Origin of the sequence: Barnesiella viscericola DSM 18177 (assembly GCF_000512915.1) — a bacterium.
GTDB lineage: Bacteria > Bacteroidota > Bacteroidia > Bacteroidales > Barnesiellaceae > Barnesiella > Barnesiella viscericola.
This window is the reverse complement of sequence record NZ_CP007034.1, coordinates 2,482,325-2,495,707: the sequence shown is the minus strand read 5'-3', so window position 1 is coordinate 2,495,707 and position 13,383 is coordinate 2,482,325. Positions and strand designations below refer to the sequence as shown.

The window sequence follows — 13,383 nt, the reverse complement described above, 5'->3', positions numbered from 1 at the left end:
AACAAGGGTTGCAGTTCATGCTCAGTCGATGGACTGCAACCCCCGATATTGTATTATATCCTTTTGTTAGCGGATGATAACTTTTCTGACTGTAGTCCCGGTTCGCTGAATGTATACTTCCCCGGCAACAGGATTCATTACACGGATACCCTGAAGGTTAAAGTATTCGCAGGTGGCATTGCCGCCATCTTGAATGATTTCTGTTATTGATGTCGTGGTTTCGTTGTTGGCTGAGACTTTCATTTTGTTGAGATCGAAGCGGATTTTGTAAGTGCCCGGTTCTTTGGTTACCCAGTTGTAATCTTCGTTCTGATCCATCTTGATATCCAGACCGTACTTGTTGTCGATTGCCAACTCAGTATTGTCTATTTCGGGGCGAAGATGTGTTCCCCATACGGGAGCCATCGATGCGCGGAATCTTTTGCCAGACTCGCAGTTGTCGAAAGTCGCCTCAAAGACGTTAGGCGAAACCTGTTCCATTGGCTGGAAAGACCAGTTTGTAAGGTCGCCTACCATATAGAGCTGGTTAGCGATAACTTTGTCGCTGAGGTATTCTGCGCTCATCTCCATGTTACGCAAATCAAGCGTAATCTTGTATGTTCCAGCTTCAGATACAGTCCACTGGTTGTCATTCAGGTCGGCTCCGCGGAATACTTCTATGGCGCATTTTTTCAAACCTTCTGCACCAATGGTGATATTCTGCGCCGGATGAATCCAGTTTCCATCCCACTCCTTATCATTGCGCAGGCTGAACTTGAAAGCACCGCCCTTCATATATGTCTGATATGTGAAAATGTAGGGATTAGTCGCGTCCAGGGTCAAAGGAGTGCCTTCGGCCGGATTCCAGCCTCCGATAGTGGCATCGCCCACTGCGTATACGCTGGGAGTAATCACGGGAAGGACTTCGCTGAAGTCCGAAGTGATGGAAACGATGGCCTTATCAAGGTCGAATACGATACGGTAGTTGCCGCTTTCGGCGATATACCAGTTCTTATCGCCGCCTTCCATGTTGTTATAGTCGATGTTGGCAGTCGCCGATGTCGCGGGGCTGAGGAGAGTCTTGTCCTCGACGGCATGAACCTGAGGACCGTTGAATACGACATCAGCACCCCATGCACTGGCACGGAAGCGTCCGGTGGAGACACCGTCGCCGCCTTCCACCTTGCCTTGATAGAAGAAGACATGATCAGATGTTTTGACGAGTTCGAATGCACTCCATTGGGTAGGATCTCCTACCATGAAGAGCTCGGAAATTTCCGACAGGGTTGCTTGAGCTGATGCAGTGCCTGATATCGACAGGGTTGCAACAGCAGCTAACCAACAGATTTTTTTCATGATTAATTGTTGTTTTTCGGGGTTGAACTATTTATATTATTTGGAAAGCCTTACTATTTTGCATCCATGGGGCTCGATTTGCGCGTTGATTGCCGAGGCGGTGCCTTCATCGGCATGCTCCCAGAGGTCTCGCACTTTCATAGGACTGCTGATTCCCAAGTCCGCGAAAGCTACATTGAAGACTTTAGGATTGTCCTCTCTGTTAAAAAGACCTACGATGTAATCGCCGTTGCTCATTTGGCCATACCACACATTACTGCCTTCAGAATTAACTACATCTGACAGCGGTTTACCAACAAAACGATCATGGTTCAGTGCCAACATTTCATCGTTTGTGTAGTATTTTAAATTATCACCAATGGTACCGGGTTGGTCTGCAACAGCTATCGGTCCTCCGGCCATCAACTGTATGGAGATGCAGAATTTCTTCTCAGCATCGGTTTCAAAACTATGGGCAATCGTGAAATCGCCGTCAAGTATGACCTTGTCGCGGCCGCTCAAGTGGCTCCAATAAGTGAAACCGTCAAACTGGTTATTGAGATTCGACCAACGGTTATAGATTTTGCCGCGGTCATGAGAAGATGTATGCAGCCAACCCCCGGTCCAAGTGTCACGGACTATACGTATCATATGGCCATAACGTTTTTCAATCTCGGCATCATTATATAAATGTGGCATTACAAGCGAAACCATAATGTCTTGTTCTTTGGCTTCCAATGCAATAGTCTCCAATAAATCGGCATAGTTCTGACGGCCATATCCTTTGCCGACAATATTATTCCTGTCGAAACCATCTTCGTAATGACTCAGATAATCAAATCGAAGGAAATCCGCTCCAAGCTCTTTGTAATATCTAATCAGTGCCCGGATATATTCGCGTGCTCCCGGATGCGACATAACTATATATTTATACGGCTCATTAGCCTTCGGATTTATAACTTCATCAATGTCGGGATTATATAGAAGGCTGCCCATGGAATATTCAGTACCGGGAACCTTATCGCGTTCTGCGCAGGTATATGTCATCGGAATATCATATATTCCGACTTTCAGACCTTTGGAATGTGCATAATCGATTATATCCCTGTAAGCAGTACCTCCATAATGTGTTTTGAAGATACCATCTACACATTGCGTATCAAGGAAGCCATCAGTGCATACCATATCGTATCCATGAGGTTTGAGTTCAGTCGCAACCCAATCGATAACCTCCTTCCATTGCTCTAAAGAAAAGTGCTGTTTTTCAACGGGCAGATCCTGTTGGTCGAGACACGCTTCATATATACTCCAATATAATGGGGCTTTGTAAGAATGGAAGCCTGCGATGTCTGTCAGTTCGGGATGTTCATGCACATCCGGACGATTCATAACATAGTTCGGATCGTCTGAACATCCAGCCATCATGATGACAAGGATGTTCAAAATCGTGAAGAATAAGTATTTTTTCATGCTTCAGTGAGTGTTTGTCAATCTTTATATTCGGCTTTAATTGTCCAATGTTCGAGGTCGAAAGTTAATTTATAGTTTCCAGCTTTCTCTACGTTCCAGTTATAGTCTGGATTCGCAGTATATATGAATCCTGATGACGCAACTCCGTTGATGCCAATGGGTGAGTTATCAGATTTCGGCCTAACATGAATTCCCCAGTCCTTGACAGGAGTCGCACGCATGCGCCCGGCATTGAGATGCCCATCATACACGAAAATATACTTTGATACTCGTGTGACGGGGGTGGGATTATATATATCCCATCCAGAAGGAGCGGCGTCTCCCAGAATGAAGAATTCTTCGGTCTCAATCGGGTTTACCGGTATCTCGATATCTTCAAGGGTACCGAGATAGCTGCAGCTCATCGTCCATTTACTTAGATTTAAGGTCAGACGATACTTCCCGGCATCTTTTACAACCCACTTGTAGTCAGGGTTAAGAGAATAATCGAATTCTTCTTCTGTTATGTCAGTCTTAGTAATCGGCCTGTTTCCGCCCAACGGTCGGATCGCATCCCACGACGGATATTCATCTCCGCTTTTGGGATAAACCTTGAACTCTCCGGCATAAAGATTGCCCTCATAGGTGAAAACATGGCTGTCTGACGCATCACGAGTCAATGCCGTCATGGCATCACCGTTCCATCCATTCACAGTAGCATCGCCGACCATAAACAATGTAGAGGTCTCAATCGGATCCTTATCCGACGGTCGGTCGGGATTCTCTCCACCAAGGAATTCGGTTTTAAGAGTCCAATTCTCAAGGTCGAATGTCAGATGATAATTGCCTGGATCGGTGACAAGCCAATTGATGTCGGGATCCCAAACATACATGAAGTTTTCATTTTCTATTCCGTCTTTCCCGATTTTGACATGGTCTGTTACCGGGCGAATATGATAGCCCCAGGCTCTTTTAGTGGTGGCGCGAAGTTCACCTTCGTTCAACCAACATTCATATTCAAAAATATATTTGCTTTTCTTAGCTGTCTCGAGAGCATTCCCTACGTTCCAACCGATTGATGTGGCCGATCCAACAATATAGAGGGTCTCCGTTTCGATAGGCGCAACCTCCGGCTGCACGAATTCACCGAGATATTCGGTGCTCAGTGTCCAGTCGCGCAGATTAAAAGTGAGTTCATAGGTGCCGTTGGCGACAACAAGCCATTTTTCATCAGGGTTGTCGGCATGCATCTGGAACTTGACCGCTTCAAGCGGTTCCTTACCTATTTCCTGGCCATAATAAATCGGACGGATGAAATCCACATCAAGACTTGATGTCGGTGCGAGACTCACCTTGAATTCTCCCTCATGCAGTTGGCCCTTGTAAACGAATATATATGGATCCGTCTCGGAGCATTGCATCGGAGTTGGATCTTCGAATGACCAGCCGGTCGGCACTGCATCACCTACAAGATACAGTTCTTTAGTATGTATCGGACTTTTAAAGTCAGATACAATCAAATCCTTCTCTCCTTCACAAGAGCTCATTACGCATAATGTGAAGAAAAACATCAGGACTTGAGACATTTTAATTCTATTCATAGTTCTATTGATGAGTGATGGATTTGTTAATAACCTTTGTTTTGCACCAGATGTGGATTAGCCTGAAGTGCTTTGAATGGTATAGGGAATATATCCGTATGGTTGTCGACGTCAGGAGTTTTATCCCACCATTTGCCTGAACTGAATTTGCCATATCTTACCAGATCTGTTCTTCTTCGAGTTTCGGCAAAGAATTCACGCCCCCATTCGTCAAGCATTTCCTGCATATCCAATTTCGCGCTTCCTTCAGGCTCATACAGGACTTCTGAAAGATTTTCAACCGGATAGTTTCTGCGTCTGACGCTGTTCAGAAGCGCAGCGGCATCCGGGGTGTTTCCGGAACGGAGCTTGCATTCGGCGAGCATATATATAATTTCGGGGAGACGAATTTCGGCATATGCCGCTTCCAATTGGTGTGGGTCATCATCGCTGTACATGGGATATTTCACATAATGCCATCCTGAATTATGATCGCCGGTTGTCATAGAGCTGGTTTTGTTTGATGGCCAAAGTTCAGGATCGAGGTTCTGGAAATCACCAACTGCGTCACGGATATATAAGTCATAGTCACGCTCCGGAGCACGAACCTTCTTAACTTTACCATTATCATCAGTATATTCAAGATAGCCATAAAGGAATAAACCTTCACGCTTACCATTGCCGAGATTCTTGTAAAGTTTCATTCGTTCATCGCCGGGGTATTTACGGAATTTCTGAATAGGCATTCCCAATTCATCGGTATAAAGCTTGCCTGTCAAGTCATATGAGGGAGCGGCGGCATATTTGGTGTTGTGTCCACCTGCTTTGCACTTTTGATCTTTAAGGTATAGATGGGCATTCGCAGGAACAGTCCACCAATATGTATTTGCATGATAATTCCAATATTCATTACCACCGGGATAATTCGGGAATGCAAATATGACCTCATCACAGGTATTGTTGTCCCAATCAAATGCAGCGTCCCAACGATTTGCCACTTCATAGGTTCCATATACACCGTCAAGAATATCCTGGCAGAGTTTAGCGCAATCTGTGTATCGCTCTGATCCAACATATACCTCGGCATTCAGATATAGCCTTGCAAGTAGGGCTGCCGCACCTGCTTGAGTCCATTTGCTTAGAAATTCCGATGATGTGCCGAGAGCTTCTTTCTTTGGCAGCTTGGGTATGAGTGTTGATAGCTCAGTTTCAATAAAATTGAAAATCACCTGTGGTTCCACTTGCCCCTCAGTGTTTTTAGTCTGATCCTCGAATGACACTACATAGGGAATGTTCCTGAAACCATCGAGCAGGCTAAGATAGCAGAATGCCCGCAATACACGCAATGAAGCTATGTAGCCGTCAATCTCTTCCTGGGTGAAATTAAATTTCGCCTTATCGATTTTTTCAAGTTCTTCTATGCCGAAATTGCACTGACCGATGCCTTCGAAGCCACTGTTCCAGAGAAACTCGAAGTAATCATCCTCCGCAGTCCATGTATGATAGTGATAACGCCGCCATCGGCCACCGTCATCCCACCATCCATCGCGAGACGGAGAGATAATCTGATCGGAGGGAAGCTCCTGAAGGAAGTGGCGGAATTGCAGCATATGATAACAGTGCTCGAAGGGTCGTGCTACAACTCTTTCAACGTCCTTTCGTGTATTGTAGAAGTTGTTCGATTCAACCTGGTCATAGATGGTTTCGTCGAGGTTTGTGCATGCTGATAGAAACATGATCCCTAAAACGATGCACAAGGATTTTATGATGTTTTTTTCCATGATGTCGATCATTTTTGTTAATTAGAATTCAATCTGTGTACCGAGGATAAACTGCCGGGTTGTCGGATAGTACATACACGACCCTTGCGCTCCCGGCGTAAGGCCATTGACAGGATATGTACTGGGGTCAACCCCGGAAAACTTGGTAATCGTAAAGACATTTGTTACCGATCCGTAGATTCTCAAGCTATTCATATATTTTGCCTTGGGGACATTTAAAGTATAGCCAAGAGTGATTTGGTCAAGTTTGAAATAGTCGCCTCGTTCAAGGAAATAGTCAGTTACGGCATGAGAGCCGGTTGAACTTATTTTAAAATTCTTACCATATGCTTTCTTCAACATATTTCCACTATACTTGCGTGTGCCATAATAGAAATCGTGGATATTGAACAAATCAAATCCGAAAGCGCCACGGAAGAAAAGGGCAAGGTCGAAGTTTTTGTAACGGAAATTATGAGTCGTTGACATGGTGAATTTTGGCAGACCATTGCCAACTTTCACTTTATCCTCTTCAGTCGCACGGCTGGCCGAAATCACATCTCCGTTTCTGTCATAAACCAGCCATTCGCCGTTGTGATCGATTCCATGATACTTCCACATATAGAAATTTCCAATCGACTGACCTTTTTCAATGCGTTGCAGATAATAGTACGGAAACGGATTTTCCGTCTCACACATGTTGTAGAAATCCTGGCCGATATATTTTGAGTTACTGAAATCGATAAATTTGTTTTTCATCGTGGAGCCGATGACATTGAAGCTGTAGGTAAAATCGCGTGTCTGCACGGCATTTACATTCAGATCAAACTCAAAGCCAGAATTCTCCATCGTACCGACGTTCACAAAAGCCGTAGGCCACATATAAGGAGGGACCGAGACATTGTAGTCGCCGAGCAGATCTTCCGTTCTTCTGCGGAAGTAGTTCAACGATCCAGAGAACCGGTTGTTGAACATCGAGAAGTCAAGTCCGACATTCCAGTTTTTCGCACGTTCCCATTTCAGATCAGGGTTAGGATTCTTAGATGCTCCCCATCCTTGCAGAAAATGGCCATTTATATAAGCATAGCCGTAGCCGCTCATTGTTGCCAACGACATATAGCTGTCGAAATTCTGATTACCGCTTTCGCCGTAGTCAGCACGGATTTTCAAATCATTCAGCCACGAGCGTGTCGATTCCATGAAATTTTCATTACTTATGCGCCATCCAACTGAAACGGCGGGAAAATTGCCCCATTTGTGGTTTTTGCCAAATTTTGATGAACCCTCGTGTCTTATTGATGCAGTCATAAGGTACTTGCCATCCCAGTCATAGCTGACACGACCAAAAAAGGCAATGAGTTTACTGTCATTTTTATAACTACTCATCCCGATAATACCTTCATCTTTAGCGTATTCACCAGAACCAAGATTATCAGCACCTAATCCATCATTCGGGAAATCGCTGTTTTCAGCGCTGAAACCGGAATTTTGAAAATACTGGTATGAATAACCAAGCATTAGCTTTACATTGTTTTTACCAAATTTACCGGTGGCATTGCCTATCCATTCCAAAACATCCTGCCTGCTCTTTGAATAGGAACGGCTAGCCTGACCTTCAAAACCTTCGTTGACGGCCAATGTGCTTGTTGACGGACGGAACCATGTTTGGTCATATGTATAACGGTGTTCTGCAAACGTAATCTGAGTATTCAATGTAATTGGGCACTCCCTACTACCTGTCCAAAGAAGAGGCAACAGATTGAGTTTCACAGTGCCATCCATATCAATCAATTGGGTATCAGTATGATTTTTCTCTAATTTCTGTACTTCCACCGGGTTATAGGCACTTGTCTGACCAAAGAAATTGTAATAGCGGGTCGGATCTTCTCTATCCATCAACGGGGTTGTCGGATTCGCTGAAATTGCGTTTCTGAATACGTTCCAATCAGCAGCATCACTGGAAATAATTCGTGGCGCAAGATTGATATTCAGGTTAAAAAGCCCACCTTTGGAATTCAGTCCGGCGGAAGCTCTACCTCCGTACTCTTCTCGTTTTGAACGTAAATCTACGCCGTGTGAATTTTTATAATCCCCACTGACACGAAAGTTAGCACGTTCATTTCCACCTGAAACACTAATATTATGTTTATGGCCAAAGCCTGTGCGGCTAACTCCATCAAACCAATCGTAGTTTCCTCCAAGGTCTGTTCCATTGTCACCCCAAGGAAGACGGACATTCCTATAATCATCGGCACTCATCATATCCAGATCCTTATTTACTTTATCCCATGAAAGAGTGGTTGAATATGTAACATTATATGTGCCGTCCTTACTTGCTTTCTTTGTAGTTATAAGAATAACGCCATTCGACCCCTGTGTGCCGTAGATTGCTGAAGCCGCACCGTCCTTTAACACATCAAAAGACGCGATGTCATTCGGGTTCAAATTTGCCATACTTCCACCTGGTACACCGTCAATTACGATAAGGGGATTTAGACCTGCTGAGCGGGAGGAAACACCTCTGATCTGGATGCTTGAGGTGTTGTTGGGATCGGCTGCTGCAGTATTTGAAATCGACATTCCGGATACTTTTCCCTGAATCAAACGGGCTGGGTCTGATGAACTGATAGTCAAGAAGTCTTTCTCGCCAACATGGCTTATCGCCGACGTCAGTTCTTTCTTATCCATTGTGCCATAGCCGATGACCACGAGTTCACTTAACAGCTGAGAGTCTTCGGTTAGAGTGACATCCAGTACCCCGCTTTTCTCTGCTTTCTTTTTTTCGGAGCAATAGCCTACGTATGAAAATAGAATGTTACTGCCGGCAGGCACTTCTATTTCATATCGGCCATCAATATCGGTTGATACACCGACTGCTGAAACGTCACTCCTTACCGAGGCTCCAATCAGAGGCTCCCCGGAGGGGTCCGATACAATACCTGAAACTTTAATCTTATTACCTTTGGATGCAGAGTCTTTTTTATTTACCTTAGTCGACCTACTGTTGAGTACAATTTGTTTTTTGTCGATAACATAGCTTATACCATGATTGGCAAGAAGTTTATTAAGGACTGATGTCAAGGCTTCATCCTTGACTTTGAGTGTTACGGGAACATTTACATTTATAGTCTCTTTGCTATAAATAAACCGGTATTTTGTCTGCTGTTCTATGGATTTAAGAACATTTTCCAAGGCAATTCCATCGACATCAATGGATACCTTGCTGTTGGATGCGTAGGCCGATAGCCCATAGCCAAACATCATCAGGAAGAGCATAGCCCTAAACATCAGATGCCAACGGCTGCGCATTGGATGTGAATTTGTTTTTTCCATTATTTTGATATGAGGTATTGTTTTCTGGTATGATTTTTAATTTATAGATTTTTATGGTAATTCAAATAAAGAACGATTGTGAAAAAATAATCCACATCGAGAAAGTACAAAATTTTCAATTTATTCATTTTTTTGTTTGAAGTGCTTGGAAGCGAGCGTAATAATGATTAACTTCGCAACAAATATCATAACATGGAAAACGAAAAATTTGAAAACGAAATGCTTTTAGTGGCTGCCTTGAAGATAGACAGCCATGAAGCGTTTGTTAAAATTTTTCGACATTATTATTCAGACCTTGTAATCTTCGCATCCCGTTTCATCCCGGATAAGGAGACACGCGAAGATATAGTCCAGGAAGCATTTGTGAAAATCTGGACGAACCGAAAAGTTCTTGAAATTCGGACATCACTGAGGACATATCTTATATCCTTAGTACAGCATCTTGCTTTAGACGAAATCAAGCACCGCAAGGTCAAGACCCTATATCAGGATATGAACCATGAGATTATCATGTCCCTGCCGGCCGATGAACATGTCATGTATTCGGAATTAAGTGACGCTATTGATAATCTGCTCTCACAGCTCCAGCCGGATGTTCTTGAAACATATAGGTTGTCAAGAACACATAATCTGAAATATACCGAAATCGCCGAGAAACTCAATATCTCGGTCAGGACTGTGGAATCTCGCGTCAGCAAAACGGTAAAATTTCTTCAACAGAATCTCAAAGATTATAAGATCATCATATATTGGATTCTAACGTTTCAACACCTTTTATAAGAATTATAAGAAATTAAGATGGATAATAACATGAATAATACGATAGATTCCTTAATTAGCCGTTATCTGATGGGTAATGCTTCATCGCATGAGATTGAGGAATTACGGCGTTGGATTGAGTCGGATGAGCAAAATAGAAAATACTTTCAGCGACAACAGGATATATGGGCAGTCTTGAATCCGACTTTAGATATAAACGATATAGATACCGTAAGCGCAGAATTGAAAGTGCTTCGTAAGACCGGTATTGTATCTTCACGTTTTGCAATATTCAAGAAGTTGCTCGGATATTGGTCGCGCATTGCAGCTGTTGCTATTTTGCCACTACTTGCAGTGGTAGGATATCTGATTTATAGGCCATCGGAGGGACGAGATATTGCTGATGTGACAATCACCACCTCTTTTGGCTGTCTCAGCAGCACGGTTCTTCCAGACGGCACAATCGTATGGCTTAACGCAAACAGCTCATTGCAATATGACCCCATGATGGATGACAATGTGAGGAATGTGATATTACACGGAGAGGCATACTTTGATGTCAAAGCTGATGCGAAACATCCATTTAATGTAAAGACTCCATATATGACAGTCACGGCAACCGGTACGGAATTCAATGTAAATGCCTATGACTCGTCCGCTTCCATAACATTAGTCGATGGTAAAGTAAGTGTAGAAGTAGAAAGTAAATCAATGACACTTAATCCCGGCGAACATCTGGCAGTAGCAGATGGCCGTCCAACAATTAGCAACCATATAAATACAGAAAAATATTGCTGTTGGAGAAATGGCACGTTAATCTTTGAGGATGAACCTCTTTTTAATATCTGTAATAGGCTTCAGCAAATATATGATGTTGAGTTCGATATTGCGCCAGAATTGAAAGAGAGAACATTCCGGATGATTCTTAACGGCGAGAACATAAGCGAGGTGGTGCGTTTCTTTGAATTGGCCGCTCCTGTGACGTGTGAATTTGAGAACCTGAAATCCCCCAACGATACAACCAAATTTAAATCAAGAATCCGCATAATGCCTTCCTAAAATCATATAATCGAATCTTTCATATGAATGTACATATAAAATTATTCGCTATTGCCCTTGTCCTTACCAGCTGTAGCTCTACCACTGAAAATCTGCTTTCGCCAGACGGCAATATCGAGATTGCCTTTACTCTCACAGACAAAGGCGAGCCATCCTACTCCGCAAAGTACAAAGGCAACGACATCGTTCTTCCTTCTTTGCTGGGCTTTGTGCTTAAAGATACAACCTCTCTAACCGACAATTTCAAGATAACAGGCATCGAACGCTCTGATTTCAATGAGTCATGGACACCAGTATGGGGCGAAAACGACACTATCGAGAACTGTTACACACAGATGATCGTCAACCTCCAACAGGGCGACCGGAAAATGGACATAGAGTTCCGAGCATATAATGACGGCTTCGGCTTCCGATATATATTCCCTGAGCAGACGGCCAAAGCATTTGTAATCGCAGACGAAGCCACACAGATAGCAATGGCTGGCGACCATACGGCATGGTGGATCCCCGGAGATTATGACACCCAGGAATATGAATACACTACATCACGCCTAAGCGAAATACGCGCACACGCCGACGACAACTTCATGAATAATGCGTCGCAACAAAGATTCTCACCTACGGGAGTGCAGACAGCCTTGATGCTAAAAACCAACGATGGTCTTTATCTTAATCTCCACGAGGCGGCATTGGTCGACTTCCCTGCGATGAGTCTCGAACTCAATGACACCACAATGACATTTAAAAGCCATCTCACGCCCGGACAAGGCGGTACGATCGCAACTATACACACTCCCTTTAAAACGCCGTGGCGCACCATCACCGTAGGAGAGAAAGCAACTGACATTCTCGCATCAAATCTTATTTTAAATCTGAACGATCCATGTATTCTGGACGACGTATCATGGATTCATCCTACCAAATATATGGGAGTATGGTGGGAAATGATTACCGGCAAAAGTTCATGGAGCTATACATGGGCCGATAATTTCAATCTTGCGACTTTTGATTATTCAAAAGCCAAACCGAATGGCATTCATGGGGCTAATAATGAGAATGTGCGGAGATATATTGATTTTGCGTCAGAGCATGGTTTCGACCAACTTCTTGTCGAAGGCTGGAATATCGGTTGGGAGGATTGGTTCGGCAAAGAGAAGGACTATGTATTCGATTTTGTCACTCCTTACCCCGACTTTGACATCGCTGCACTCAATGATTATGCCCACCGCAAAGGTATCAAATTGATGATGCACCATGAAACTTCCTCTTCGGTCGATAATTATGACCGCCACATGGACGCCGCCTACGACTTGATGAAGCGATACGGCTATGACACAGTGAAAAGTGGATATGTCGGTAATATCATACCTAAAGGAGAACATCATTACAGTCAGAAGCAGGTAAAGCACTATCTCGATGCTGTAAAAAAAGCAGCAGATAAACATATTATGGTAAATGCCCATGAGGCTGTACGTCCGACAGGCCTATGCCGCACATACCCCAATCTCGTAGGCAACGAAAGTGCTATGGGACAGGAATTCGCCGACATGAGTCCGCAACACTGCACCATACTGCCTTTTACCCGCCTTAAAGGAGGTCCTATGGACTTCACTCCGGGCATATTCCGTATGAAGATAACCGATTTTGCGCCTGGCGGTCAAGGTAAACAGAAGCGTGCGACCATCCCCAACCAGCTTGCATTGTATCTCACCATGTACAGCCCCTTACAAATGGCTGCGGATATGCCCGAGCACTATCAAAAGCACATGGACGCATTCCAATTTATCAAAGACGTACCGGTTGATTGGAGCAAAAGTGTATATCTTGATGCAGAACCGGGAGATTTTATCGTAGTCGCCCGCAAAGACAAAGGCAGCGATGCATGGTATGTAGGAGGCGTTACTGATGAAAATGCCCGAGACTATACACTTGATTACAACTTCCTGCCACCCGGTAAAACGTATGAAGCAACCATTTATGCCGATGCTCCGGATGGCGATGGCTTCGACAATCCCGAAGTTTATACCATTACCACCAAGACGGTAGACAGTACGTCAAAAGACAAAATCCATATGGCTCGTGGCGGCGGATTCGCAATTTCAATAAAACCAGTAGATTAAATTTAAATA

General features: G+C 43.9%; 8 protein-coding genes. 3 read left to right on the top strand and 5 right to left on the bottom strand.

All coding sequences use genetic code 11. The annotated features are described in order from the left end of the window. Positions 1-66: 66 nt before the first annotated feature. From BARVI_RS10345 to BARVI_RS10325, 5 genes are read right to left on the bottom strand one after another with little or no spacing between them, the layout of a single operon-like run. Positions 67-1,335, bottom strand: coding sequence for a SusF/SusE family outer membrane protein (locus tag BARVI_RS10345; protein ID WP_025279178.1), 1,269 nt, complete (start codon positions 1,333-1,335; stop codon positions 67-69). 36 nt (positions 1,336-1,371) lie between these two features. After that, positions 1,372-2,784 carry an alpha-galactosidase gene (locus tag BARVI_RS10340; protein ID WP_025279177.1) on the bottom strand — a complete coding sequence of 471 codons (1,413 nt, stop codon included), beginning with the start codon at positions 2,782-2,784 and terminating at the stop codon, positions 1,372-1,374. Between the two features lie 17 nt (positions 2,785-2,801). Further along, positions 2,802-4,364, bottom strand: coding sequence for a SusF/SusE family outer membrane protein (locus BARVI_RS10335; protein ID WP_025279176.1), 1,563 nt, complete (start codon positions 4,362-4,364; stop codon positions 2,802-2,804). A gap of 26 nt (positions 4,365-4,390) precedes the next feature. Then, entirely contained in the window at positions 4,391-6,124 is a 1,734-nt protein-coding gene (locus BARVI_RS10330) for a RagB/SusD family nutrient uptake outer membrane protein (protein WP_051401159.1), read from the bottom strand. Positions 6,125-6,145: 21 nt separating this feature from the next. Then, entirely contained in the window at positions 6,146-9,436 is a 3,291-nt protein-coding gene (locus tag BARVI_RS10325) for a SusC/RagA family TonB-linked outer membrane protein (protein ID WP_232213977.1), read from the bottom strand. Positions 9,437-9,628: 192 nt separating this feature from the next. On the opposite strand from BARVI_RS10325, the gene BARVI_RS10320 reads away from it, so the two are divergent. The 3 genes from BARVI_RS10320 to BARVI_RS10310 are packed head-to-tail and all read left to right on the top strand — an operon-like array spanning position 9,629 to position 13,374. Then, positions 9,629-10,216: an RNA polymerase sigma-70 factor gene (locus BARVI_RS10320; protein WP_025279173.1), complete on the top strand. Its 588-nt coding sequence runs from the start codon at positions 9,629-9,631 to the stop codon at positions 10,214-10,216. 18 nt (positions 10,217-10,234) lie between these two features. Continuing rightward, positions 10,235-11,254 carry a FecR family protein gene (locus BARVI_RS10315; RefSeq protein ID WP_084547046.1) on the top strand — a complete coding sequence of 340 codons (1,020 nt, stop codon included), beginning with the start codon at positions 10,235-10,237 and terminating at the stop codon, positions 11,252-11,254. Between the two features lie 23 nt (positions 11,255-11,277). Further along, positions 11,278-13,374 (top strand): glycoside hydrolase family 97 protein, encoded by a 2,097-nt coding sequence (locus tag BARVI_RS10310; protein WP_025279171.1) that lies wholly within the window; start codon positions 11,278-11,280, stop codon positions 13,372-13,374. Positions 13,375-13,383 lie beyond the last annotated feature (9 nt).